22 protein-coding genes and 1 pseudogene are annotated in these 24,270 nt (G+C 58.6%); 13 read left to right on the plus strand and 10 right to left on the minus strand.

Going from position 1 to position 24,270, the window contains the following annotated elements:
- Nucleotide 1: 1 nt before the first annotated feature.
- The 5 genes from CKW20_RS13140 (at nt 2) to CKW20_RS13160 (ending at nt 3,425) form a co-directional block, all read left to right on the plus strand.
- Entirely contained in the window at nt 2–808 is an 807-nt protein-coding gene (locus tag CKW20_RS13140; RefSeq protein ID WP_095053269.1) for a YfaP family protein, read from the plus strand.
- A gap of 194 nt (nt 809–1,002) precedes the next feature.
- Nucleotides 1,003–1,983 carry a YhcG family protein gene (locus CKW20_RS13145; protein WP_371857429.1) on the plus strand — a complete coding sequence of 327 codons (981 nt, stop codon included), beginning with the start codon at nt 1,003–1,005 and terminating at the stop codon, nt 1,981–1,983.
- A gap of 191 nt (nt 1,984–2,174) precedes the next feature.
- A complete protein-coding gene (locus tag CKW20_RS13150; protein ID WP_095053271.1) occupies nt 2,175–2,492 on the plus strand; it encodes a hypothetical protein in 318 nt (105 codons plus the stop codon).
- 70 nt (nt 2,493–2,562) lie between these two features.
- Nucleotides 2,563–2,913, plus strand: coding sequence for a DUF6152 family protein (locus CKW20_RS13155; RefSeq protein ID WP_095053272.1), 351 nt, complete (start codon nt 2,563–2,565; stop codon nt 2,911–2,913).
- Nucleotides 2,913–3,425 (plus strand): DUF6644 family protein, encoded by a 513-nt coding sequence (locus tag CKW20_RS13160; RefSeq protein ID WP_095053273.1) that lies wholly within the window; start codon nt 2,913–2,915, stop codon nt 3,423–3,425. The genes CKW20_RS13155 and CKW20_RS13160 overlap by 1 nt, the downstream gene beginning before the upstream one ends.
- 1 nt (nt 3,426) lies before the next feature.
- Here the strand turns inward: CKW20_RS13160 and CKW20_RS13165 are convergent, their stop codons facing one another.
- Nucleotides 3,427–4,215 carry an alpha/beta hydrolase gene (locus CKW20_RS13165; protein WP_095053274.1) on the minus strand — a complete coding sequence of 263 codons (789 nt, stop codon included), beginning with the start codon at nt 4,213–4,215 and terminating at the stop codon, nt 3,427–3,429.
- A 122-nt stretch (nt 4,216–4,337) separates the two neighbouring features.
- On the opposite strand from CKW20_RS13165, the gene CKW20_RS13170 reads away from it, so the two are divergent.
- Both CKW20_RS13170 and CKW20_RS13175 read left to right on the plus strand, forming a co-directional pair.
- A complete protein-coding gene (locus tag CKW20_RS13170) occupies nt 4,338–5,621 on the plus strand; it encodes an NTP/NDP exchange transporter (protein WP_095053275.1) in 1,284 nt (427 codons plus the stop codon).
- Nucleotides 5,622–5,743: 122 nt separating this feature from the next.
- Entirely contained in the window at nt 5,744–6,562 is an 819-nt protein-coding gene (locus CKW20_RS13175; RefSeq protein WP_095053276.1) for an aldo/keto reductase, read from the plus strand.
- Between the two features lie 146 nt (nt 6,563–6,708).
- On the opposite strand, the gene CKW20_RS13180 is transcribed toward CKW20_RS13175, so the two are convergent.
- Nucleotides 6,709–8,526, minus strand: coding sequence for a DAHL domain-containing protein (locus CKW20_RS13180; RefSeq protein WP_095053277.1), 1,818 nt, complete (start codon nt 8,524–8,526; stop codon nt 6,709–6,711).
- Nucleotides 8,527–8,755: 229 nt separating this feature from the next.
- The gene (locus CKW20_RS13185; RefSeq protein ID WP_095053278.1) at nt 8,756–9,319 is read right to left on the minus strand and encodes a GNAT family N-acetyltransferase; all 564 of its coding nucleotides are present in this window, start codon (nt 9,317–9,319) and stop codon (nt 8,756–8,758) included.
- 223 nt (nt 9,320–9,542) lie between these two features.
- Here CKW20_RS13185 and CKW20_RS13190 point away from each other — a divergent pair, with 223 nt between their 5' ends.
- Nucleotides 9,543–10,463, plus strand: a complete 921-nt coding sequence (locus CKW20_RS13190; RefSeq protein ID WP_095053279.1) for a universal stress protein — start codon at nt 9,543–9,545, stop codon at nt 10,461–10,463.
- Here CKW20_RS13190 and CKW20_RS13195 read toward each other — a convergent pair.
- A complete protein-coding gene (locus tag CKW20_RS13195; RefSeq protein WP_095053280.1) occupies nt 10,453–11,436 on the minus strand; it encodes a zinc-dependent alcohol dehydrogenase family protein in 984 nt (327 codons plus the stop codon). The genes CKW20_RS13190 and CKW20_RS13195 overlap by 11 nt on opposite strands.
- 34 nt (nt 11,437–11,470) lie before the next feature.
- A complete protein-coding gene (fnr, locus tag CKW20_RS13200; protein WP_095053281.1) occupies nt 11,471–12,217 on the minus strand; it encodes a fumarate/nitrate reduction transcriptional regulator Fnr in 747 nt (248 codons plus the stop codon).
- Between the two features lie 211 nt (nt 12,218–12,428).
- Here fnr and CKW20_RS13205 point away from each other — a divergent pair, with 211 nt between their 5' ends.
- Entirely contained in the window at nt 12,429–14,810 is a 2,382-nt protein-coding gene (locus tag CKW20_RS13205; protein WP_095053282.1) for a phosphoketolase, read from the plus strand.
- 6 nt (nt 14,811–14,816) lie between these two features.
- Here CKW20_RS13205 and ftsH read toward each other — a convergent pair whose 3' ends face one another.
- Nucleotides 14,817–16,643 carry an ATP-dependent zinc metalloprotease FtsH gene (gene ftsH, locus CKW20_RS13210; RefSeq protein ID WP_095053283.1) on the minus strand — a complete coding sequence of 609 codons (1,827 nt, stop codon included), beginning with the start codon at nt 16,641–16,643 and terminating at the stop codon, nt 14,817–14,819.
- A gap of 320 nt (nt 16,644–16,963) precedes the next feature.
- On the opposite strand from ftsH, the gene CKW20_RS13215 reads away from it, so the two are divergent.
- Nucleotides 16,964–17,206, plus strand: coding sequence for a hypothetical protein (locus tag CKW20_RS13215; protein ID WP_095053284.1), 243 nt, complete (start codon nt 16,964–16,966; stop codon nt 17,204–17,206).
- Nucleotides 17,207–17,426: 220 nt separating this feature from the next.
- Here the strand turns inward: CKW20_RS13215 and CKW20_RS13220 are convergent, their stop codons facing one another.
- Nucleotides 17,427–17,993, minus strand: a complete 567-nt coding sequence (locus tag CKW20_RS13220) for a phosphoribosyltransferase family protein (RefSeq protein ID WP_095053285.1) — start codon at nt 17,991–17,993, stop codon at nt 17,427–17,429.
- Nucleotides 17,994–18,391: 398 nt separating this feature from the next.
- On the opposite strand from CKW20_RS13220, the gene CKW20_RS13225 reads away from it, so the two are divergent.
- Both CKW20_RS13225 and CKW20_RS13230 read left to right on the plus strand, forming a co-directional pair.
- Entirely contained in the window at nt 18,392–19,090 is a 699-nt protein-coding gene (locus CKW20_RS13225; protein ID WP_095053286.1) for a potassium channel family protein, read from the plus strand.
- A gap of 66 nt (nt 19,091–19,156) precedes the next feature.
- A complete protein-coding gene (locus tag CKW20_RS13230) occupies nt 19,157–19,834 on the plus strand; it encodes a dienelactone hydrolase family protein (RefSeq protein ID WP_095053287.1) in 678 nt (225 codons plus the stop codon).
- 6 nt (nt 19,835–19,840) lie between these two features.
- On the opposite strand, the pseudogene CKW20_RS13235 reads toward CKW20_RS13230, so the two are convergent.
- Nucleotides 19,841–20,197, minus strand: a pseudogene (locus tag CKW20_RS13235) (erythromycin esterase family protein); the annotation flags it as partial.
- A 564-nt stretch (nt 20,198–20,761) separates the two neighbouring features.
- Between CKW20_RS13235 and CKW20_RS13245 the strand changes: the two are divergent.
- On the plus strand, nt 20,762–23,041 hold the full coding sequence (locus tag CKW20_RS13245) for a heavy metal translocating P-type ATPase (protein ID WP_095053288.1): 2,280 nt from the start codon (nt 20,762–20,764) through the stop codon (nt 23,039–23,041).
- Between the two features lie 22 nt (nt 23,042–23,063).
- Here the strand turns inward: CKW20_RS13245 and CKW20_RS13250 are convergent, their stop codons facing one another.
- Together CKW20_RS13250 and CKW20_RS13255 are read right to left on the minus strand one after the other, a co-directional pair.
- Nucleotides 23,064–23,489 (minus strand): potassium channel family protein, encoded by a 426-nt coding sequence (locus CKW20_RS13250; protein WP_095053289.1) that lies wholly within the window; start codon nt 23,487–23,489, stop codon nt 23,064–23,066.
- Between the two features lie 57 nt (nt 23,490–23,546).
- Complete coding sequence (locus CKW20_RS13255; RefSeq protein WP_095053290.1) at nt 23,547–24,194, minus strand: BON domain-containing protein; 648 nt, start codon at nt 24,192–24,194, stop codon at nt 23,547–23,549.
- Nucleotides 24,195–24,270 lie beyond the last annotated feature (76 nt).

Below are 24,270 nucleotides of genomic sequence, written 5' to 3' on the forward strand. Positions count from 1 at the left end.
CATGAAACTCCGTTACCCACAGGTCTTGCTGTTCATTTGCGCCTTTTGCGTGGGGCCGACGACGTTCGCCGCCGTCAAACTTGATACGCCCGTTGGAGGCTGGCGCACAGGTGCCCCTGAAGGCGAGGGTGAAAACTTTCGTCAGACAGTCAATTACCCGGCGTCGTCGGTCAACACCCCGGTGGGGCAGGCCAATACCGCTCGCATCACCGGCCAGATCAACGCCACCCCCAAGGGCAATGACCCCGGCAAACTGATCGTCAACGGCGTCAGCATGCCGCTGAAAATTGACCCCGCCGGCCGCTACGACCGTCCGTTCTCATTCCCCAACGGCAGCAACAGCGTTGAAATCCGCAGCCCCGATGGCCAACAACGCCACCGTACCCAGTTCCTCAACACCAGCGGCGGCGCCACCCCGGCCAAGTTGCGCGTGCTGCTGGCCTGGGACAGCGACGGCACCGACCTCGACCTGCACCTGGTCACGCCTGACGGCGGCCACATCTGGTACGGCGACCGCGTCGCGGCCAACGGCGGCGCACTCGACGTCGACGTCACCACCGGCTACGGCCCGGAAATCTTCGCCATGCCGGCGCCGATCAAGGGGCAGTATCAGGTGTACGTGAACTACTACGGTGGTGGGTATCGCAGTGATGAGGACGGGCAGGAAGAGGCTGTTCAGCCGCTGACTACCGCGCAGATTACGGTGATTACGGAAGAGGGGACGCCTAATGAAAAGATGGAGACGTTCCTGGTGCCGATGCGGGCGGTGGGGGAGTTGACGTTGGTTAAGGGGTTTAGTTATCCGTGAATGCAATAGTCGCAGCAGTGCTGCGACTATTGAATTAGTCAGCAGGCTGCTGACCAATTCCGTCATCACATGACACTGTTTCACGCCGAAACACTTCGTGATTTTTATTGTTTCAAGGTGAGGAGTACTAGTGAGCGTCGCCTACTAAACAGGAACGCCTTCACGTGAATGACCTCAGCTCTACTGCGCCGTCCATTGGCGCAAGCTTTAACGAAATCACGCAATTGATCATCACTGCCCGGCAGCGAGCGGTGCAGGCAGTCAATACCGAGTTGATTGAACTGCATTGGCAGGTTGGGGCTTACATCAGCCGGAAGATCGAAGCAGCGGAGTGGGGGGATGGAGTGGTCGCTCAGCTGGCTACTCACCTCGCTCTTACTCAGCCGGGATTGCGTGGTTTCACGCAGCGGAATCTGTTCCGCATGCGTCAGTTTTACGAGACCTACAAGGACGACGCAATTGTGACAGCACTGCTGTCACAATTGCCTTGGACCCAAAACCTGATCATCCTCAACCAAAGCAAACGCCCGGAAGAGCGTGAGTTTTACCTGCGCATGGCGATTCAGGAGAAGTGGTCGAGCCGGGAGCTCGAACGCCAGCTCAAAGCTGCGTTGTTCGAGCGTAGCGTCATCAGTCCCCTAAAAGTCTCACCACTGGTGAGACAAATGCATCCTGAGGCCATGAGTGTATTCAAGGACACCTACATGGTCGAATTTCTCGACTTGGCGCACGGTCATGTCGAGGCTGATTTGCATGGCGGGTTACTGCGCAGGCTCAGGGATTTTCTGATCGAGCTGGGGCGTGATTTTTGTTTCATTGGTTCTCAATACCCGTTGCAGGTTGGCGGTCGTGATTTTGCGTTGGACCTGCTGTTCTTCCATCGCGGGCTCAATTGCCTGGTGGCCATTGAGCTCAAGGTCGGACGCTTCGAGCCAGAATACCTCGGCAAGCTGGACTTCTACCTTGAGGCGTTGGATCGCAATGTCCGCAAACCCCATGAAAACCCTGCACTTGGGGTCTTGCTGTGCGCCAGCAAAGATGACGAAGTCGTCGAGTACGCCCTGAACCGTTCACTTTCGCCAGCATTGATCGCGGAATATCAGACTCAACTGCCTGACAAGAAACTGTTGCAGGCCAAGTTGCATGAGTTTTATGCGCTGAATGCTGACGAGTGAGGGGCTTGCGGGCCCCATCCCAAAACCGGAAAAACCTGCTGACAATCTCGTCCAGACCCCAGTGATCAACGTAGATAATGTTTCCTTTCCGACGATCAGCCCACAGTTTCGTCTCACCAAAGGAGAAAGCTGCCGCAGAGCGTTGTCGTATCAGCAGCGGGCGTATCGTCTTTAATTGCTGAGGAAGTGAAATGAGTGCGAGACCCATGCTGGGCGTGTGGATATGGGCTGCGATGAGTTCAGTCATGTTGACACCCGCGTCAGCGGATCACTGGCAAGGCGTACGCGAGGGGGACGAGTGGAAGAATGAATACCGGGACGGGCCATGCAAGGTAAAGATCGAATCCAAAAATAATGAATACAAGGAAGAGGTCAAATGCCCGAATGGCCGCGGTGCCAATTGGCGTCGTGGTGAATGGAAAGACGAATTCCGCGAGCATGGCTGCAAGGTCAGGATCGAAGCCAAGCAGGAGGAGTACAAGAAAGAGGTCAAATGCGACGACGATTGATCAGTTGTTCGGGCTACCCTGTTCTCGCATGACTGATGTTAATCAATGACTGCAACAGGAGGACCGCATCATGAAATCCATGCTCAGAAGCATCGGACTGTCATTGCCACTGGTGGCCACTGCGGCGTTCGCTCATCACGGCTGGAGTGAGTATGACTCCAGCAAATCCATGCAACTGAACGGAACGATCGAGGAATCCGGCTATTCCCATCCGCACGGGCTCCTGCGTCTCAAAACATCCGACAAGACGTGGATCATCGTTCTGGCCCCTCCATCGCGCATGGAGAACCGTGGGCTGTCGAAGGACATGCTGAATGTCGGTACGACGGCTACGGTGGTCGGCTATCCGAATCGAAACAAACCCGATGAACTACGAGCGGAACGCATCACCATCGGCGATAAAACCACCGAGTTGCGCTGATGGACACCACAAGTTTCAGCGGAGGATCAGGTCCGCAAAGCTGGCTGGACTGGCTGGATGACTCGCGACTTGGGCTGGCCATGCGAGGCGAGCTGTGGCTTTACCCGATAATCGAGGTGGTTCACATCATTGGCTTCGTGGTGCTTGTGGGCTCGGTCTTCATGTTCGATCTGCGGGTGCTCGGCCTGTCCAAGGATATTGCGGTGACGGCCCTGGCCCGCCATCTTCTGAGATGGTCCGTCGCTGCCTTGGTATTGATCGTACCCGCTGGCCTGATGATGTTTACCGCCCATCCCCATGACTTCGCCACCAACAACATTTTCATTTTAAAGTTGAGCCTGATCGCTACGGCGGGCATCAACGCGGCCCTTTTTCACATCGGTGTATACCGTTCAGTCAGCCGATGGAACACAGGCGTCGCGGCACCGGCCATTGCAAAAGTGCAGGCAGTGCTTTCGATGGGGTTATGGGGCACGGTGGTGCTTTGCGGCCGTCTGTTGGCCTACACCTGACTCATAACGCGGCACCGAGCATCTTTAGATATAGGGGGCTCTCGGATATCGAATTGTGGCCCGTGCCCGGTATTACCTGCAGCGTGGCCACGCCCTTGGCGAAATGCGTGTAAAGCTGTTCCGTGCTTGAGCGCGGTATGACTTCGTCGTGCTCGGCCGCGATCAATAGCGTCGGTATGGTGATGTGTGCGGCGTATTTCCACGATTCGTATTTGTCCTGAAGCAGCCACTTCACCGGGAACCAGCGGAACTGGCGCACGGCGAGGTCTTCAAGACTGCTGTATGGCGAAATCAGAATCAACCGCGAGGCCGGGCGCTGGCTGGCGAGGCGTACGGCGACGCCCGAGCCCAGGCTGCGCCCGACCACGGCAATGGTGGGATGGGCGCTGTAGACCTTGTCGAACAAGGTCATGGCATCGCGCTGAATCGCCTCCTCGGACGGCGACCCGGAACTGCCACCGTAGCCTCGGTAATGCAGCAAGTAGATCGCATGGTCCGCAAAGGCTTGCGAGAACCCGGGCAGGTTACGGGAAACATCCTCGGCATTGCCGCCAAAGTAGATCAACGCCTTCGGGCCGTCGTGCGCCCTGACGGTCACCAGCACCTGCGCGTCGGCGACTGACAGCATAAGCGACGTTTCGGGCGCGTCGATGGCGCGGGGTTGCGGGTAGTAGATGAGGGCGCGTTGAAACACGAACAGCGCCGCGCAGAGCAGCAGGTACGCAATGGCAACGAATGCGAAGAGAGACATCAGGGTGCGCGACATTCGGCTAACTTTAGTGGACGACATGGACTGCTCTGGACCTGACGACGGCTATCGCTTGAGCGTTGTCAGAGTGTAGTCCATCGATAGTCGCCATACGGGAGCGCACCGATGTCCAAGAGTCGACGCTTGTATCCGGGGCCTGTGCCATGACGGCCATCGACGCGCTGAAATGGGTCAAGGTTCTGCCGGCCGAACGAACGGCCCTGATGCTGGGTTTCGCCTTCCATTTCTGCGTGCTCGCCAGTTATTACCTGGTGCGACCCTTGCGCGATGCCTTGGGCCTCGAGGGCGGTGCCGACAAGTTGCAATGGTTGTTCACCGCCACTTTCGTGGTGATGCTGTTGATGGTGCCGCTGTTCGGCGTGCTGGTTTCGCGGCTGCCGGCCACCCGTTTCGTGCCGCTGATCTATCGCCTGATCGCTTTGTCGATGCTGGTGTTTGGCGTGTTGATCACCAATCACATTGCGCCGGTGGCGGTGGGGCGGGTGTTTTTCGTCTGGATCAGCATCTATAACCTGTTCATCGTGTCGATTTTCTGGAGCGTGCTGGTCGACCGTTTTTCCAGCGAGCAAGGGCGGCGGCTGTTTGGCTTCATCGCGGCGGGAGGAACCCTGGGCACGTTCATCGGGCCGTTGCTGGCCGCGACCATGGCCACGAACCTTGGGCCGGTGGCGTTGACCATTGCGGCGGCTGTGTTGCTGGAAAGTGCGGTGCGCTGCTATCGGGCGCTGTTGTCGCGCACGGCGTCGCAGTCCGGCAGCCGCTGGCTGGATGAGCGGCGCATGGGCGGCAGCATGCTGGCCGGGATCACGCTGATCCTGCGCTCGCGTTATCTGATGGGGCTGGTGCTGTTCATGCTGTTGCACACCAGTGCCGCGACCTTGCTGTATTTCGAACAGGGAAGAATTGTCGCCGGCAGCTATGCTGATGTGTCCAGCAGGACGCAATTCTTCGCCGTCGTCGATTTGATCGTTTCGACGCTGACGCTGATATTTCAATTACTGCTGACGGCGCCGTTGATCCGCTTGATCGGCATCGGCGGGGCGCTTGTCGCCTTGCCGCTGGCGACGGTCGTGGCGTTCAGCGCCATGGCCCTGGCGCCCCTGCCTGCAACCGTCGCGCTGGCGCAAGGGCTGCGCCGCGCCGTCGAGTTCGCCATCGTGCGTCCGGCGCGAGAAGTGCTGTGGACAGTGGTGAGCCGCGAGGAAAAGTACAAGGCCAAGAATGTGATCGAAACCCTGGTGTATCGCGGCGGCGATGCCGCCAGTGGCTGGCTCTCCGCCGGATTGACGGCGCTGGGCGCGGGCTTTGGCCTGGTGGCGGTGGTGATCGTGCCGTTTGCCGGGCTGTGGGGCTGGTTATGTCTGTGGCTGGCCAGACGACAAGAGCAAAGGGCGACCATGAATGAACAGCCAGGGGGAATTCCTTGACCGATCCTGCTGTCTTCACGCGTAGAAGACTACTCACGTTGGCTGCCGGTGTTTCGGCGGTCTTCACCTTCGATCCGGCCTTTGCCGCATCGGCGCCGTCGACGGAAACAGGAGGCAAGAACATGCTGACCCGAGCCATTCCTTCCAGCAACGAGCCGTTACCCATGGTCGGGTTGGGCACCTATCGCGGCTTTGATGTCGCGCCTTCCGAGGCTGCCTACAAGCAACTGCCCGCCGTACTCAGCGCGTTGTTCGAGAAGGGCGGCACGGTGATCGACAGCTCGCCGATGTATGGTCGCGCCGAGCAGACGACCGGTGAATTGCTGTCGATCCATCGGCCGCGCTCGCCGGCCTTTCTGGCCACCAAGGTCTGGATCCAGGGTCGCGAAGAAGGCATCGCGCAGATGGAACAGTCGTTCAAGCTGTTGCAGACCGACCGTATCGATCTGATGCAGATTCACAACCTGCTGGACTGGAAAACCCACCTGCCGACCCTGCGCCAATGGAAGGCCGAAGGGCGCATCCGCTACATCGGCATCACCCATTACACGGCGTCGGCGTATGACGAAGTGGAAGCGGTACTCAAAGCCGAGCCACTGGACTTTTTGCAGATCAACTATGCCCTGGACGACCGCGGCGTCGAGAAGCGAATCTTGCCGCTGTGTCGCGAGCGCGGTGTGGCAGTGATCTGCAATCGGCCTTTCGGCGGCGGTGGTTTGCTGGCTCGATTGAAAGGCAAACCGTTACCGGGATGGGCTGCGCAAGTGGGGGTCAATAGCTGGGCGCAACTGACGCTCAAGTTCCTGCTGGCTCATCCGGCGGTGACCTGTGTCATACCCGGCACGAGCAACCCGCGTTACATGGCGGAAAACGCCAGCGCAGGTTTTGGCCCGATGCTCACAGATGCGCAGCGCCAGCAGTTGATGGCTTTGGTGGGGTAGGCCCGTTGGCAGGGCGAGCGCAATCCCCTGTAGGAGCGAGCTTGCTCGCGAAGATGGCGGCACAATCAACATTGATGTCGACTGACATACCGCTTTCGCGAGCAAGCTCGCTCCTACAGGGATTTTCGCGTAACTGACTGGCGAGGTCATTGCAGGACTGCGGCTGCTGGCAATGCGTCGGCAGTCTCCAGCGGAATATCCAGGGTGAAAACCGCTCCCTGGCCGGGCCCATCGCTATGGACGCGCAGGTGCCCGTTCATCTCCACCGCCGCGAGCGCACAACTGTGCAGGCCAAAACCATGACCTTCCTTGCGCGTGGTGAAGCCGTGATTGAAGATGCGGGTCAAGTTTTCGGCAGCAATTCCTTCGCCCTGATCCTCTACGCTGAGGCGCAGCGTTGCGTTATCGATAATCTTCACGCCCAGGGTCATGTGGCGCTGACGGTCGCTGACCTTGGACATTGCATATTTGGCATTGCTGATCAGGTTGATCAGGATCAACAGCAGTCGGTGTTTGTCGCCGATAATCGTCGGTGTGTCCTGGTAGTCCTTGGTGACGACGACATGGTGCCGACTCAAGGCGCCGGAATTCATGCGTAACGCATCTTCAAACAGATCAACGATGTTCAACGGCTCGACCAACCTGGCGGCGCCGGCATAGGCTTGTTGAGTGGCAACGATGTCCTTGATGTGATCGATGCTTTTGGTGAGTTGTGACAGTTCGTCAACGATGCTCGATTGCTCGGCCGCGATAGAGTCGACCAATTGATTGAGGTAAAGGGGAAGCAATTTGCCCTTTTCATCAAGCGTGATGAACTGCCCCAGGTCTTCGGCATGCTCGTTCATCATTTTCACCGCTTTACCCAGGCCAAGGGTTTTGCTGGCCGCCAATTTGCGGGTAATCAAATCTGCCGAGACGTTAACGCTGTTCAGCACATTGCCGACGTTGTGCAGCACATTGGTGGCGATCTCTGCCATACCGGCCATCCGCGCGGCTTCGACCAACTCGCGCTCGGCTTCCAGCAGTTCGCGGGTGCGCTCCTCGACGCGTTGCTCCAGTCGCTCGTTTGCTGTCTGTAACGCGTTGTTCATCTTGTTGATCACGGCATAACTGCGAATCAGTCGGGCGGCCAGGTACAGCAACAGAAACGCCATGATGCCGGCGCATATCCCGAGATAAAGGTGATACTGGCGGTCTGTCGCGCTTGTGCGCCGTTGTGTTTCGTTCAATAACTCGGTGATGCTGTCCAGTTGCTGTGCGACCGGAATCATACTGATGCGATCAACCAAATCATTGACGATGGGCTGCTCTCGAACAATGGTATTCACAGCGTCTACAAGTGCAGTGAAAGGCGGGCGCTGTTCAGGCGGCAGTTGATTGATGTATCCACTCAGATATTCCAGATGCCCGGAGATTTCCTCAGCCCTTTCGCTGGAGACATAGAGGGCGTATTCGAGGGTGTCCAACGTAAGATCGAACACCACGGAGCCCGCAGCAGCATCCACTGACGGGCGTTTGTCGTTGGAATCTTCCAGCAACGCCCGAATGCCATCTTCCAGCTCAGGCAGTGCCTCGAATGATATTCGCAAGGCCGTGTTGTGCTGTTTGAATTGCTCAACCAATCGGGTTTTGTTTTCCACCGCATTCAGATAACCCTGCCGTCGAGATTGCCAAAGGGTCGAAAGCGGGCCGGCAGCGTTAAGCTCGTCGAGCTGCTGCCATCGTTGCTCTGCTTCAGGATGCGCCACCAGAAGCAAATTGTTGTTCATGCCGATCTTCGCTCGAAGAATCTTCACGTTCCAAGTGGCATCGTACTGCTTGAGTTGACGCACGAAGTCGCGCGATTCGAAGTAGGACGAAGTGTCGTACGAGTAGGATTTGATCAGCAAAAATATCAATACGCTGAAAAGGGCAAGCGCAATGACGCCCAAGGCAGACCATTTGTAATGATTGGAGAGCTTCATTGCGGCATTCCTCCCTGGGCCATCCTGAGAGAGAGGTACCGCCAACGGTTAATGATTTCCATTTTTGCGCTCCCTGCAAAATGGCGAATAATCACCACATTATTCGTAAGCCTAGCGTTGTTGGCGGGCCGCGTTGAAAAAAAGCACTGAACGGCTGGCTGGCACCCGTCGTTACAGCCCTGAATGTAGAAACGCCCCACGGCAGATCAATGATGCCGAGGGGCGTTTTTTACAGGTGGAGGCAGTGAATGACCTGGCGACTGTCATCGGGATCGTGACGGGTCTCAAACCCCAGGGCTTTGGCCAAATCACGCATGGGCGCATTGCTGGCGGCATCGACGGAATACATCTGATGAAAACCATTCTTACGCGCGGCCTTGATCAAGTGCTCCATCAGCGTCGTGCCCAGGCCCAGGTGCTGGTATTCATCGGCAACCGTCACGGCGCATTCACACTCGTGGTCGGCGGTGGCGGCATAGCGGCTGACACCGATTTCGATCAGTTTGCCGTTGTCGTGGATCAGGGCGATGTAGGCCATCCGCTTCTTGCCATCGACATCCATCAACTGGTCGAGCATGGCTGTGCCGGGCTCATTGACTTGCGCCAGAAAGCGCATGTGCCGCGACTCGGGGGACAGGTGCTTGATAAAGGCATATTCACGTTCGCGATCCTTTTCCGCCAGCGGCCGGATCAGCACATGGCGCCCGTCCCTGAGTGCTTCAATCCAGTATTGTCCGGAGACGGCAGCGTAGGCGGCAGCGGCTCTGTCGTTATGGTCTTTAACAGTGAGCATGGTGCAATTCTCCATCCGGGTTGAAAGGCTCGCGTGTCGCAACGAATCACGCGGTTCATTTCTTTTTACGCCGCTGGCGGCGCTTGAATCTGATCTGGATCAGACACTCGTGACAGGCAGGCTCAAACGCTCGCATCTGATGTAAATCAACCGGGGTAGGGAGTAACGGGCGCAGTCTGGGAACATGCCGGCGCTTTGGACCGGCACCGAGTCGAGGTGTGTGATGGGTCAATATCAACGTGTGTTGCTGATCGCCGACCGAACCCTTTACCAGTCCCCAGCCTTGCTGCGTGCCGTTGCCCTCGCCAAGGCCAGCGGGGCGGCGCTGGATGTGCGGGCGTTTATCGAGCCGGCACCGATCATCCATTTGTGGGAGGAAAAAACCGATGAGGCGGAGTACCAGCGCTATCTGCGCCGCTATCGCCGCTGGATGGCGGAAGAAATCCAGCGCCTCAGCGGTGAGGGATTGAAAGTAAGCGTGGAGGTGGTCTTCACCACTCATCCATTACTGGACATCTTGAGATGCGTCGAAGAACTCAAACCCGACCTGCTGATCAAGGACGCTACGTTGGAGCCGCTGCTCAAACGTGTGTTCATCACCCCTCTGGACTGTCACCTGCTGCGCGAATGCAGGGTGCCGGTGCATCTGGTCAACCAGGCCCGTTACGGTTTGCCGCACCGGATCGTGGCGGCAGTGGACCCGTTCGACCCCTCGACGCAAATCAGTGGTCTCAACGACATCATCATTCAATCGGCCAATGCACTGGCCCTGCAATGCGATGCACCGCTGCATCTGCTGTACGCCTATGACTTGTCGCCGGTCTTCAATGGCGATGCGCCCCTGGTCAGCGGCGGGTGGAATGTGGACTTCATGGAGGACCTGCGGCAATCCCTGCATCAGGCGTTTGTCACCCTGGCTGATCGTTATGGCGTGCCGCCAGAGCGCCGACATTTCATCATGGGCCTGCCGGTACCGGTGCTGAGTGAGTTTGTCGAGGAGTATCTGGTCGATGTGGTGGTGATGGGCACCGTGCATCGAGTGGGGTTCGATCGGTTGATCGGCAGCAATACGGAACGGGCCCTTTACTCGGTGCCGGGCAGTATTCTGGCGGTCAAACAGCCGGGGTCGCTCGTCAGGGGATGAGCACGATCGCCCCTTTGACCTGACCGGCCCTCAGGCTTGCCAGCGCCTGGTTGGCATCGTCCAGGGCGAAACAGGTGACATCGCTGTGTACGGGCGTATGGCGCAGCTCTGCAAAAAACGCCGTGCCGTCTTCGCGAGTCAGGTTCGCCACCGATCGGATGCTGCGCTCGCCCCATAGCAGTCGATAAGGGAAGCCGGGGATGTCGCTCATGTGGATGCCTGCGCAAATCACACAGCCACCCTTGACGGTGGCTTCCAGCGCCAGTGGCACCAGCGCTCCGACGGGGGCGAAGATCAGGCTGGCGTCGAGCGGGTGCGGCGGCGGTTGATCCGAGGGGCCTGCCCATTCGGCGCCCAGGGTTCGGGCATAGGCCTGGCCCTCGTTGTCGCCCGGGCGGGTGAAGGCATACACCTGCTGCCCCCGGCCCCGCGCTACCTGAATCGCCAGATGCGCCGCCGCGCCGAAGCCATAAAGGCCCAGATGACGAGCTCCTTTTGCCATTTGCAATGCGCGAAAACCGATCAGCCCGGCACACAGCAGCGGTGCGGCTTCGGCGGCCGAGAGCGCGTCCGGAATGGGGAAACAGAAATGGGCGTCGGCCACGGTGTACTCGGCATAACCACCATCCAGGTGACAGCCGGTGAACTGGGCCTGGTCACAGAGGTTCTCGCGGCCCGAGCGGCAGAATGTGCATTCACCGCACGTCCAGCCAAGCCAGGGAACGCCGACGCGCTTGCCAATCCAGTCGGGCGCCACATTGGCACCCACCGCCGTCACTTCACCGACGATTTCATGGCCTGGCACCCGCGGCAGCAGCGCTTGCGGCAATTCACCGTCCACCAGATGCAGGTCAGTGCGGCACACGCCACAGGCCAGGACTTTGATTAACAGTTGGTGTGCGTCGGGTGTCGGGATGGCACGCTCTTCCCGTTGCAGCGGCTGGCCGGGAGCGTGCAGAACCATGGCGCGCATGACGACTCTCCAAAAGCCTGTGAACCGTAGGGCGTCAGAGGGGTGACTGCCGGTGACAGCCGGCGACCAGTTGCTTGAGCCCCTCCAGATTCAGGACTTTGACGTTACGCCCGGAAATCTCGACCAACCCCTGATCCCGCAGATGAGCGATGCCCCGGCAGATGGTTTCCAGGCGCAGGCCCAGATACGAGCCGATCTCTTCACGACGCATCTTCAGCACAAAGTCTCGGGACGAGTAACCTCGAATGCTCAGCCGTTGCGACAGGTTCAGCAGGAAGGCTGCCAGGCGTTCATCGGAGTTCATGTTGCCCATCATCATGAGCATGCTGTGATCACGCACGATCTCCCGGCTCAGGAGTTTGTTCATGTTGTGTTGCAGTGAGGGCAGTTCCTGGGCGAGTTTCTCCAGTTGTGCGTAGTGCAGCGGGCAGACTTCGCTGTCCTCAAGGGCAACGGCACTGCAGGCGTGCCGATCGTCGCTGATGGCGTCCAGACCGAGCATCTCGCCGGGTATCTGAAAACCGGTCACCTGCTCACGGCCATCCACAGACAGCATGCTGGTCTTGAATGAGCCGATCCGTACGGCATACAGCGAGCGCAACGGATCACCGGCCCGGTACAGGGCGGCACCTTTTTTAACCTTTACCCGCTGAACGATCAGGGTATCCAGCCGCTCGACCTCCTTGCCGGTCAAGCCAATCGGCAGGCACAACTCAAGGACGCTGCAATTGGAGCAGGCGGCCTTCAGATAGTGAGGTTGGTATGGCCGGGTTTCGGGCATTGCAGAGAGTCTCCCTGAATTGAGGTGAAGGATAGTTCGGATCACCGTTTCAATCGGGCGTTTACGGGGGCAATCGACGAGTGGAAAAAAGGCTCCCCGTTGCGCCGGGGCGGCGTGTGCAAAACTTGATGTAAATCAAGTCGTGCGCTGTACAGGCTCCCAGAATTGACGCCGGTCTATTGGGTAGGCCGAGCCCCTCGCGGAGAACTTCATGAACGATTTTCTGAGTGTCGAGCAATTGGAAGGGCTGGATGCCTACTGGCGGGCGTCCAATTATCTGGCAGTCGGGCAGATCTACCTCAAAGGCAACCCGCTGATGAAGGAGCCGCTGACGCTGGCGCATGTAAAGCCACGGTTACTGGGGCACTGGGGCACCACGCCGGGGTTGAATCTGATCTATACGCACCTCAATCGCCTGATCATGGCCTATGACCTGAACATGATCTTCATTGCCGGCCCCGGGCATGGCGGCCCGGCGGTCGTGGCCCAGACCTACCTGGAGGGGACGTACACCGAATTCAATCCCTCGGTGGAGTGCAACACCAACGGTCTGACCCGACTGTTCCGGCAGTTTTCCTGGCCCTACGGCATTTCCAGCCATGTTTCGGCGCAGATTCCGGGGTCGATCCATGAAGGGGGCGAGCTGGGTTATAGCCTGGCCCATGCCTACGGTGCCGCGTTCGATAATCCGGACCTGATGGTGGCGTGTGTCATTGGCGACGGCGAGGCCGAAACCGGGACATTGGCGGCCAGTTGGCATTCCAACAAGTTCCTCAACCCGGCGCGAGACGGGGCTGTGCTGCCGATTTTGCATCTGAACGGGTACAAAATCGCCAACCCGACAGTGCTCTCCAGCATCAGTGAGGAGGAGTTGTCCGCATTGATGTTTGGCTATGGCTACGATCCGTATTTCGTCGAAGGCGATGACCTGACAGAGGTTCATCAAGCCCTGGCCAAGACGCTGGACATGATAGTGCTGCAGATTCGTGAAATTCAGCGGGTCGCGCGTCAACGGCCGCAAACCCGGGCACCGGAACGGCCCTTGTGGCCGATGCTGGTATTACGCACGCCCAAAGGCTGGACGGGACCGAAGTTCGTCGATGGCCATCGGGTCGAAGGCACCTGGCGTGCGCATCAAGTCCCCCTGGCCGATTTCCAGCAACCCATGCACTTGCGGCAACTGGAGGAATGGCTCAACAGCTACCGCCCTGACGAATTGTTTGACGCCAATGGCACCTTGCGGCCCGAAATTGCCGCCCTGGCGCCGACTGGCCATCGGCGTATGAGTGCCAATCCCCACGCCAACGGTGGGCTGCTGTTGCGACCGCTGGAGCTGCCGCGGTTTACCAACTATGCGGTGAGTGTCGAGGTTCCCGGTGGCCTGCGGGCAGAAGCCACACGAGTACTGGGAACGTTTTTGCGAGACGTGATGAAAGGCAATCTGACGTCGAGCAACTTTCGCCTGTTCGGCCCGGACGAAACCGCCTCGAACCGGCTGGATGCGGTCTATGAAGTCAGCGCCAAGGCATGGATGGAGCCGCTGGGCATCGACGACGTCAACTTGGCGGCCGATGGCCGGGTGATGGAAATTCTGAGCGAACAGGTGTGCGAAGGCTGGCTCGAAGGCTATTTGCTGACGGGGCGACATGGCCTGTTTTCCTGTTATGAGGCGTTCATCCACATCGTCGACTCGATGTTCAACCAGCATGCCAAATGGCTGAAAACCGCCGCCGAAGTGCCATGGCGCAGACCCATTGCCTCGCTCAACTATTTGCTCACGTCCCATGTCTGGCGCCAGGACCATAACGGCTTCTCCCACCAGGACCCGGGGTTCATTGATCTGGTGGCGAACAAGACCGCGGACGTGGTCCGGATTTATCTGCCACCCGATGCCAATTGCCTGTTGTCAGTGACCGATCATTGCCTCAGAAGCCGCAATTACGTCAACGTGATCGTGGCCGGCAAGCAACCGGAGTGGCAATGGCTGAATATCGATGCGGCGATCCGTCATTGCCAGGTCGGTATCGGACGGTGGGACTGGGCCTGCCGGGATGATAACGATCCGGACGTGGTCATGGCCTGTGCCGGCGACGTTCCGACCCTGGAAACCCTGGCCGCGGTCACCTTGCTGCGCGAATACGTGCCGGATTTGCGGGTGAGGGTGATCAATGTCGTCGATTTGATGGTCCTGCAACCGTCGTACCACCATCCCCATGGTTTGCCGGACAACGCGTTCGATGAACTGTTCACCGTCGACCGCCCCGTGATCTTTGCCTTCCACGGTTATCCCGCGCTGATCCACCGACTGCTGTACAAGCGCACCAATCACGAAAACTTCCACGTTCGCGGCTTCAAGGACGAGGGGGCGACCACCACACCCTTCGACATGGCGGTGCTCAATAATCTGGATCGCTATCAACTGGCGCTGGATGTCATCGAGCGCGTGTCCCGGCTGCACGATCAGCTCCAGACCGCCCGGGCGCGGTACTGGGCGACGATGGAAAAACACAAGCTTTACCTCATCGAACACGGGCAAGACATGCCCGAGGTGATGCAGTGGCAATGGACACCTGCGCCGGGCAATCGGAATTGATGGATATCAGGGTTTCGGTAATGGCGGGGCAGGGTGAAGCGGCATCAGTGGCGGAAATTCCTCGGGCGTGAGGGTTTCCTTCTCCAGCAACAAGCGGGCGCCCTCGTCCAGGTCGGCCCGCCGACTCGCAAGCAATGCCTTGGCCCGTTGGTAGGCTTCATCGAGGAGGGCGCGAATACCCAGATCGATTTCCCGGGCGGTCTGTTCCGAATAGTCCTTATCACCCAGCGTGGCCATGCGATCCCCCAGGTACGTTGGGGTTTGCCGCTCCAGCACCGACTGCCCAAGTTCAGCGCTCATGCCGAACCGGGTAATCAGTTGCCGGGCGATATCGGTCGCACGGCCCAGATCATCGGCAGCCCCGGTGGAGATCTGGCCATAGACAAGGTCCTCGGCCGCGCGCCCGGCCATCAGCACGACAATCCGGTCCTTGAGTGTCTGGCAACTGATCAGGAAATGATCCTCGGTCGGTCGCTGCAGGGTATAGCCGAGCGAGCCGATGGCGCGGGGCACGATCGACACTTTATGCACCGGGTCCATCGCCGGCAGCGTGCTGGCGGCCAGGGCATGCCCCATTTCGTGATAGGCCACCACCCGGCGCTCGTCAGGATCGAGCAGGTTGCTCTTGCGTTCGAGCCCTGCGATGAGGCGTTCTACTGCCGCGGTAAAATCGTCCAGGTTGACTGCGTCGGCGCCGCGACGGGTGGCAACGATGGCCGCTTCGTTAACCAGGTTGGCCAGGTCGGCGCCGGTGAAGCCAGTGGTGATCTCGGCAATACGCGCACCATCGAGCCCTGGCTCCACGGTGATTTTCTGTAGATGAACTTTAAGGATCGCCTCCCGCCCTCTGCGATCGGGGCGGTCGATCACAATCTGTCGGTCGAAGCGGCCGGCCCGCAACAACGCCGGATCGAGAACCTCCGGCCGGTTGGTCGCAGCCAGCAATACGACGCCCTCACGGGGATCGAAGCCGTCCAGCTCGGCCAGTAACTGGTTGAGGGTCTGTTCTTTTTCGTCATTGCCGCCCAGCGTACCGACGCCGCGCATCTTGCCCAGCGCGTCGAGTTCATCGATGAAGATGATGCAGGGCGCCGCCTGTCGTGCCTGTTCGAACAGGTCGCGGACCCGGGCCGCACCGACGCCGACAAACATCTCGACGAACTCGGACCCCGAGATCGAGAAAAACGGCACCCCGGCTTCACCGGCGATGGCTTTGGCCACCAGGGTCTTGCCGGTGCCGGGCGGGCCGACCAGCAAGGTGCCCTTGGGAATGTGCGCCCCCAAGCGTGCGTATTTGGCCTTGTCCTTGAGAAACGAGACGATTTCCACCAGCTCGGCCTTGGCTTCGTCGATGCCCGCGACATCGGCGAAGGTCACTCCGGTATCGCGTTCGACAAACACCTTGGCCCGGGATTTTCCGACATTCATCAGCCCGCCCAGGCCTTGTTTGTCCGCCATTCCCCGAAACAAAAAATTCCAGAACACCATGAGCAGGATAAACGGCAACAACCAGCCCAACAGACTGTTCATAAAGGTGTTTTCGGTGGTCCCGGTAAAACCGACGCCCGACTGGGACAGTTCGCTCGCCAGCGCCGGGTCGACCCGCACCGTGGAGAACCGCTCGCGTCCGTCGATGGGCTCTTGCAACTTGCCGCTGATCTGGTCCTTCTCGACCCGCAAATCACTGACTTTTTGCTCGTTCAACAGTTGCAGAAATTGGCTGTACGGCAGGGGCTGCACGGCCTGGCGCTCGCCAAAGAAGATCTGCATGAGGCTGAGCACGATAAAAGCAATCGCGAAGTAGGACAGGTTCCACTGGTCGTTCTTTTTCATGGCCTTGGCTCAGAGAGGGAACGCAGGGTCGTTTACAACGGGCCGCGACCGCCCGGTCAGAGTTGTTCTTCGTCCGGGCGCCGAAAAATCATTGAGTTACAGCAATCCTGTTTTTGTGGGGCTGCGGCCGACCCGTCTAATAAAGATAGACTGCTTCAGCTTTTCCCTCGCGGGTGGAGCCATCCAGTTAATGCCGGATGCCAGCAAATATTGACCATTATCAACGTCTCTTCCGTCATACCGGCGCAGTCTTGGAGGGTGTTGCAATTACACCGCAATGGCGTGTCAGGGAGACTCTCGAGGTTTAACGGAGGTTGTCTATGATCATTGATATCAAGGAGGAGCGGACAACCCATGGCTGGGTCGTGCAGATGGATGCCCTGAAAGTGAACTTCAACAGCCTGGAAGCCGCGAAGGTATTCGTTGGCCAACTCAAGGCGCGTATCGAGGCGCCGCACGAATGGCCGATGACTACTGGCCCGGCGACATTTGCGCGACCGACGCCTGACCATCGCATCACGTCTGCCACAGATCAAAAGGCTCGCACCGACCTCGTGAAATGACGCGTCGGACCAGGATGGCAAGGCTTACCCGGACGGGAATCGCATGAACGACATCTTGGGCCTGGCAGGGGCGTGGGCGGGCATCTTGCTGCACTGATGCGCATCCGGGCTCTATAGCTGAAGATCAAATCATCCGAGTCTGGAACGATCACTCTGTAGTTCTAGCCACTGCATCGAAATGGCCGTGCGCCGAGGTGCGCCGTGTGGGTGCGACGCGCCGTCAGCGGGCGGCGCCATGACGCAGCACTTCAATGCAAAACTCCGTTTCGTAGGGAGGCACGTTGCATTCGACGATGTCATGGGCGGCCACTTGCAGGTGCACGCCGACAATATTGGCATGGATCGGCTGCTGGCAGACATGCCGGTCGACCAGTACTGCCGTGTAGACCCGACGAGCACCGAGTTGCACCAGGTACGCGCAAGTGCGCAGGAGCGAATGGCCTTCAAACAGCACATCATCGACAACCAGCAGGGTGGTATTGGCAAGGTCCAGCGTGTTGAGAAGCGGGTTCTCGGTCAGTGCCGTGTGTGCATGCAGCACCTTGAGGTCATCGGCATAGCGCTTGACCTTCAGGGGGTAGAGAGGCAGTTCTGGCTGGCCGGTCTGACGTGACAGATGTTGCTGTAAACGCTGTGCCAGAGGCTCACCGCGGCGCTGGATGCCAATCAGTGCCGCTTGAGCGGGCGGCAACAGTATTGCGGCCTGGCGCGCCATCGCCTGCAGCACCGAATCGAGTTCATCGCTGTCGTACAAGCGCAATCGCTGACTCGCAGGTAGGATCGACATGGCAGTCTCCCGTCGAGAGCCGATGGGTGAATCATAGCGTAAGGGCTACGTTGTAGCCTGCGCGAGACTTCCTGGAAGTCGTTGGTCCACTGGACAGCCTTGCGCGGGGATTGGCGCGGTGATCGACCGAACTGCTGCCGCATAGGCGATTGCCCGTTCAAGCACGCAAGGTGAGTTGAATCCGGTTGTTCAGGTGCCAACAATCGCGACGGTTTGCCCGATCCTGGATTAGAACTGCCGTGGAACATCTAGCCGTTGGCAGACGCTCACGATGACAGAATTCTTTCACACGCATTCGCGACTAGAATTTACAGCTATCCATTCTTCTAAAGTCTGGTCAAGTTTCAACCGCGCAATTTCAGGTCGCGAGCATTAGTTCGGTCTCTGGGAAGACTGCTATGAAAAATCCGCAAGATGAAGCCAAATCCGACGAGGATTTAGCTCAGATGATCATAGGCCACGGGCCCTGCACCTATCTGTTGCTGCTCTTGCTTGGCTTGATCCTGCTGTTTCCCTTCCTTGAGGAAGGCATATTCGCTCGCACGTTGCTCGGTGTTCTGTTTTCAATCGTGCTGCTCGTGGGCGCTTTCGCTACCAGGCAGACTCGGCGGGGGTTCATTCTCAAGCTGGGCTTGGCGGTGCTTGGGGTTGGCCTTCAATGGGCGGGGTTGTGGACTGGGAGTATCGTGATTCTGGACCTTGCCGCGATAACGTATGCCGCATCCCTTGCAGTTTCGATCAGCGGAGTGCTTCGCTATGTTCTCAAGCGCGGCCCCATTACAGCCGACAAGCTGCATGGTGCGCTTGCGGGCTACATCATGATGGCCTTCATCTGGTCCTTCATCTACACCCTGATCGAGAGATCCAGCGCTGGCTCATTCGGTCCTGGCCACCTCGACTTCACACAGCCCGGCACTTTCTTCAAACTGATTTATTTCAGCCTCTCGACGCTTACGACCACCGGTTACGGTGATCTCATCCCATTGACCAACCACGCCCGCTCATTGGTGATGATCGAAGAGTTTGCAGGTGTCTTTTACGTTGGCGTCCTGATCGCGCGCCTTGCCGGTCTCTATCCGTCGACTTCGACCAAGTGACTCTCGATCTGCCTGAGGCAGGCCTGGTGTAGAGAATCCGGCAGTGTTCCGGTCAGGAGAATTCCAATGTTTGAGCCTTTCTATCGAAAGCTGGACCTGGGGGACGTGGCGCTGTCTGCCGATCTGAGGCTGCCAAAGAACGCTATCGGTCTGGTGGTGTTCGTCCATGGCAGCGGCAGCAGTCGTTCAAGTCCGCGTAATCAACAAGTTGCCGAGTCGCTGGCCCGGCGGGGGTTGGGCACATTACTGTTCGATCTGCTCACGGAGCCCGAGCAACACCTGGACAATCAGACACGGAAATTGCGTTTCGACATCGAGCTGCTTTCCGGGCGACTGGTGAAGGTAATCGACTGGATTGGCCGGGATGCCGAATTGCAACAGCTTCGGATCGGATTGTTCGGCGCCAGCACCGGTGCCGCTGCGGCGCTAATGGCAGCAGCCGAGCGTGCGGACGTGGTGCATGCCGTGGTGAGCCGAGGAGGGCGGACCGACCTTGCGGGGGCGGCGCTAGCCTGCGTGAAGGCACCGACCCTGCAGATTGTCGGTGAGCAGGATCCGGTGGTGATCAACCTTAATGTGCAAAGCAGTCATGCCCTGCACTGTGAAAAATGTCTGGAAGTCGTGCCGGGCGCTACGCATCTTTTTGAAGAAACAGGCGCGCTTGAAGCAGTCGCCAGACTGGCTGGCGACTGGTTCGAGCGGTATTTGCAAGGTAGTCGTCCAACGTCGACCACCACCGTCTGATGCTGGTCATATGCCAAATGGAAAGGTTTCGTCTTCCGGTTCCAGCGTCTGGCTTTTTGGCAAGGGCAAGGCCGTCACCGGCGTCGTCTGTTCAATCCAGACCATGGCGTCGAATTGTTCGGCGAGCATTGCCTCGAAGTAGTGACTGCTGCGTTCGGTTTCGGGGCGATAAATCACACCGATGGCCCGCTCCAGCAGAGGTCTGGACAGTGCTTGACGCAGATCTTTTCGCTGCGGATCTCGCCAGTCGGTCAATGAAGCCGGGACGCCGGCCTTGAGGAACTGACGCTCCCAACTGTCTGGACGAGACGGCTGGACGTCCTTGTAGAGCATCTCGCCATCCCAGTCATCGGCCGCAGCCGAAACTCGACGCGACGTTCAGGCGAGTGTTGATGATTGTACTGATGCAGCCAGTGAGCGAACGCTTTCACATCGGTATTGCGCCGCATCCAGGTGGGGAGCCGGCTGAAGATGTGCCGTGTCCACGCCGAATGCGCCAGTCCGAATGGCGACAATCCTGAACCGCGACTGAAGTCTTCAAACAGGTGATCGACCTGTTGGCGAAGCTTTTCCAGGGGGGCGCCACAGATCGGGTGTCGATGGGCGCAGGCCGGTTTTTTCTTCGGTTTTCACGGATACTTTTTTCGCAGAGTCGGTCATTTCATTTCTCCACTGAGTGAATAGAAGATACGGCGGTGTGAACGCTGACTCTAATTTCTACGTGAACGGCCAAAGCCTGTTTGATTTAGATCAGAAGGAGGGCAGACAGCAGTGGGGCTGGCCGCAGCCGTTGCGCTAACGATAAACACAGCCTCAATGGATGACGCAGAGCGAACACGCCGGGCATTCGAGTCCTAAGCTCTATCCATTCGTGTCGCATGCTTGCAGCGTTGCATCGGAAGCACTTTTTTGGAGGAAGTCAGATCAATGCTCGGTAAGTGGCTGGACCCGGCGCTATTGCTGCTCACCACCCTGACCCTGCTGGCCGGTGCCATTGCGCATTTTGCTCAGAAGTCTGACTGGGCATCGATTTTCTGGGCCGCAGGTAGTCTGGTGATGGCCCTGGTATTGCTCGTTGAGATTGCCAGGCGCCTGGCCCGGCGCGAGGCCGGTGTAGATCTGATTGCATTGCTATCGATTGCCGCGGCGTTGTTTTTTGAACAGACGCTGGTGGCGGCGGTGATCGCCTTGATGCTGGCGTCTGGACGCATCCTGGAGTTTTTTACCAAACAACGCGCCGAACGCGAGCTGCGTGCGCTGGTCGACCGGGCGCCACGCTTTGCCTGGCTGCAAGAAAGTGGCGATTTACGGCAGATACCGGTTGAGCAGATCCAACCGCAGCAGACACTGCTTGTACGCTTGGGGGAGGTAATACCGGTCGATGGTCGTCTGCTCAGTTCTACCGCCGTTCTGGACGAATCGGCGCTCAGCGGTGAGTCATTGCCGGTCACCCGCCGGGAAGGGGAACCACTGTCCAGCGGCGTTACCAATGTCGGTGCGCCGATTCTCCTGACAGCCACACGAACGGCAGCGCAGAGCACCTATGCCGGGGTGGTGCGCCTGGCCGAAACCGCACGACGCTCGCGTGCGCCCTTTGTGCGTTTGGCTGACCGTTACGCGTTATTCTTCATTCCGCTGACGTTACTGATTGCCGGGATCGCCTGGTACTTGAGTGGAGATTCTTTACGAGCGCTGGCGGTTTTGGTGGTGGCCACACCTTGCCCTTTGATTCTGGCGGTGCCGATCGCGATCATGTCAGGTATTTCCAGGGCGGCGCGGCGCGGGATCCTGATCAAGGACGGCGTGACCCTGGAAGCGCTGGCCGGGGTCAAGCAGGTGTTTCTCGACAAGACCGGCACGCTGACCAGCGGCCACGCCCGTCTGCAGTCGATTGAAACCAACGGAACGGACGATCCGCAGCGCCTGCTTGGGCTGGCCGCTTCGCTGGCGCAGGCCTCCACGCACCCGATCTCCCAGGCCATTGTCGCAGCGGCCTATCAGCGTGGATTGTCACTCAGCGTGCCGCAGGACGTTGAGGAAAGTCCGGGCGCGGGTCTATGTGGGCTGATCGATGGCCTGCGAGTGCGCTTCGGCACCTTGTCGTTTGTTCATAAAGAAACGCCTGTGCCTGGCTGGGCCACAACCATGCTGCGCCACATGGATTACCTGGCGTGCAGTGGCAGTTTCATTGAAGTGGATGGGGCGCTCGCCGGTCTGCTGATTTTCTCGGACACCCTGCGTCGGGAAACCCCGCTAACCCTGCGCCGACTGCGCAACAGAGGTATCGAAAGGATCGTCATGCTCACGGGCGATCGCCTGGAAACCGCCGAAATGATTGCGCTGTCTGCCGGTATTGACGAGCTGCGTGCCGGGTTGACCCCTGAGGATAAAGTGCGTGCGGTCCAGGAAGGTTGCCTGCGCGCCAGCACTCTGATGGTCGGCGATGGCATTAACGATGCCCCCGCTCTGGCGGCGGCCAATGTCGGTGTGGCGATGGGGGCCAGCGGTGCCACGGCCTCTGCGCAAGCCGCGGGGGTTGTGCTGCTGGTGGATCGTCTGGATCGTCTGGTCGAGGCGCTGGACATTGCCCGCCGTACCCGACACATCGCCCGCCAAGGCGTGCTGGTCGGCATGGGAATGTCCTTACTGGCCATGGTTGTGGCTGCCTTCGGTTACCTGCCACCGCTTATCGGCGCCATTGCGCAGGAGGGCATCGATGTGGTGATCATTATCAATGCCTTGCGTGCATTGATGCCGTCGCGAGGTCTGCGCCATAAGCTTGCCGGGGAGCATATCGATCGCCTGCAGGATGAACACAATCAGCTCTCCACAGTGCGCAATGACCTGCATCAGATGGCAAATGACTTTGCCCTGCGTCCACTTGAGCAGGCGCAGGCCGACTTGGGCGAGCTGGTGAAAAAGCTGCAAGTCTCACTGGTCTGTCATGAACGCGAAGATGAAAAAAACCTGTACCCGCTGCTGACGCGAAGCATGCAGGGTGAGGACCCCTTGTCGGCATTGAGTCATGCCCACCGAGAGATTTTCCGCCTTATCCATTTGCTGGCGCGAATGAGCGCTGACTTCAGTACCGACCCTGCAACGGCTTGCGCCGATGAGATTCAGCATCAGTTGATTCGTCTGGATACCCTGGTGCAACTGCACTTTGAACAGGAGGAGGAACTGTTCCGTTATCTCGACAGACGCTAATGAAATGTCGGTTTCAGGCAGTTTATTTGCGCTTCCAGTACTTCTGCATTTCGATAAACAGAAAGGATGCCGTCCAGGTGATGAGTACCAGACCGGTCAGGGCCTCCAGCCCCGTCAGGTACTTGAGGTTGCCCACGGGTGAAATATCGCCGAAACCGATTGTCGTGTAAGTGGTGAATGAAAAGTACACGCAGTCCATCAGTGAACCATCGAAGTTGCCGATCAGGCTGCCCCATTCGCCGGAGCGCACCATCAGGTAATAGACCAGCGCGAAGCACCAGACCTCTATTGCATGGGCCAGCAGAGCACCGAACACTCCGACGACAATCCTGAAACGGCTCCAGAGTTTAAGCCTCGGCAACCAGTCATTGAGGCGTAACAGGCATTCGTAGTGGATCAACACTGCGACGACCACCGCCAGCGTATTGATCAACGTGACTGCGAACATCATGCACCTCCAGTGAAACGCGGTCGGTGCGATCCACGATTTCCCCAAGTCGTTGACTCAGGCGAGCAGCAAATGATTTTCAACCTGCTTCACACCGGGCACCGACCAGGCTGCACGTTCCGCGATCTTGCGTTCGCGCCACAAATGAACCCTGCCTTCAAGCTTCACGACGTCGCCTTCGACTTTGACGTGGATCCCCTTGGCATCGACTTCGGCATTGCGCTTGAGGGCATCTTCGATACGCTGCTGGACATCGACCACGTTCACCCGCGCACGAAGGGTCAGCCGATTGTCTATGCCGACCACTCCTGACAATTTGTGCACGGCCAGTTCCACGGTTTCTTTCTGGTATTGCCAGTCCACTTCGCCTTCCAGGGTGACCCACCCGTTCTGCACCGTGATTTCGATGTCTTCCTCGGGAATGTCGGAGCTCCACGCGATGATGTTCAAGGCCCGGGCTGCGATGGTGTCATCCGCCGTGCCAGCGTTTTTCTCCGGTCTGACCTGAATTTCTTCGGCCAGCGCGCGTACGCCTTTGATGCTTTTTACCGCGCGTTCTGCGTTGATTTTCTGCAAGTAGCTCTTGACGTGCCCGGAGAGCGTGACGACGCCGTTGTCCACGGTCACACCGATGTTGGCAGCATCGATATCCGGCTGGAATTCAAGCTCTTCCAGAATATGTTGACGCAAACTCAAGTCGCTCATGGTGATGCCCTCTGTCTGATGCGTGGGTTGTGGGTTACAACGGACGCAAGCCTGGCCCGATCAGTTTTTTCTACAC

Origin of the sequence: Pseudomonas sp. Irchel s3b2, from assembly GCF_900187445.1 — a bacterium.
Taxonomy (GTDB): domain Bacteria; phylum Pseudomonadota; class Gammaproteobacteria; order Pseudomonadales; family Pseudomonadaceae; genus Aquipseudomonas.

Coding starts and splice junctions, on each gene's coding strand:
- CKW20_RS13140 (WP_095053269.1), top strand. CDS start 2: ATGAAACTCCGTTACCCACAGGTCTTGCTGTTCATTTGCGCCTTTTGC.
- CKW20_RS13150 (WP_095053271.1), top strand. CDS start 2,175: ATGAGTGCGAGACCCATGCTGGGCGTGTGGATATGGGCTGCGATGAGT.
- CKW20_RS13155 (WP_095053272.1), top strand. CDS start 2,563: ATGAAATCCATGCTCAGAAGCATCGGACTGTCATTGCCACTGGTGGCC.
- CKW20_RS13160 (WP_095053273.1), top strand. CDS start 2,913: ATGGACACCACAAGTTTCAGCGGAGGATCAGGTCCGCAAAGCTGGCTG.
- CKW20_RS13165 (WP_095053274.1), bottom strand. CDS start 4,215: ATGTCGTCCACTAAAGTTAGCCGAATGTCGCGCACCCTGATGTCTCTC.
- CKW20_RS13170 (WP_095053275.1), top strand. CDS start 4,338: ATGACGGCCATCGACGCGCTGAAATGGGTCAAGGTTCTGCCGGCCGAA.
- CKW20_RS13175 (WP_095053276.1), top strand. CDS start 5,744: ATGCTGACCCGAGCCATTCCTTCCAGCAACGAGCCGTTACCCATGGTC.
- CKW20_RS13180 (WP_095053277.1), bottom strand. CDS start 8,526: ATGAAGCTCTCCAATCATTACAAATGGTCTGCCTTGGGCGTCATTGCG.
- CKW20_RS13185 (WP_095053278.1), bottom strand. CDS start 9,319: ATGCTCACTGTTAAAGACCATAACGACAGAGCCGCTGCCGCCTACGCT.
- CKW20_RS13190 (WP_095053279.1), top strand. CDS start 9,543: ATGGGTCAATATCAACGTGTGTTGCTGATCGCCGACCGAACCCTTTAC.
- CKW20_RS13195 (WP_095053280.1), bottom strand. CDS start 11,436: ATGCGCGCCATGGTTCTGCACGCTCCCGGCCAGCCGCTGCAACGGGAA.
- fnr (WP_095053281.1), bottom strand. CDS start 12,217: ATGCCCGAAACCCGGCCATACCAACCTCACTATCTGAAGGCCGCCTGC.
- CKW20_RS13205 (WP_095053282.1), top strand. CDS start 12,429: ATGAACGATTTTCTGAGTGTCGAGCAATTGGAAGGGCTGGATGCCTAC.
- ftsH (WP_095053283.1), bottom strand. CDS start 16,643: ATGAAAAAGAACGACCAGTGGAACCTGTCCTACTTCGCGATTGCTTTT.
- CKW20_RS13215 (WP_095053284.1), top strand. CDS start 16,964: ATGATCATTGATATCAAGGAGGAGCGGACAACCCATGGCTGGGTCGTG.
- CKW20_RS13220 (WP_095053285.1), bottom strand. CDS start 17,993: ATGTCGATCCTACCTGCGAGTCAGCGATTGCGCTTGTACGACAGCGAT.
- CKW20_RS13225 (WP_095053286.1), top strand. CDS start 18,392: ATGAAAAATCCGCAAGATGAAGCCAAATCCGACGAGGATTTAGCTCAG.
- CKW20_RS13230 (WP_095053287.1), top strand. CDS start 19,157: ATGTTTGAGCCTTTCTATCGAAAGCTGGACCTGGGGGACGTGGCGCTG.
- CKW20_RS13245 (WP_095053288.1), top strand. CDS start 20,762: ATGCTCGGTAAGTGGCTGGACCCGGCGCTATTGCTGCTCACCACCCTG.
- CKW20_RS13250 (WP_095053289.1), bottom strand. CDS start 23,489: ATGTTCGCAGTCACGTTGATCAATACGCTGGCGGTGGTCGTCGCAGTG.
- CKW20_RS13255 (WP_095053290.1), bottom strand. CDS start 24,194: ATGAGCGACTTGAGTTTGCGTCAACATATTCTGGAAGAGCTTGAATTC.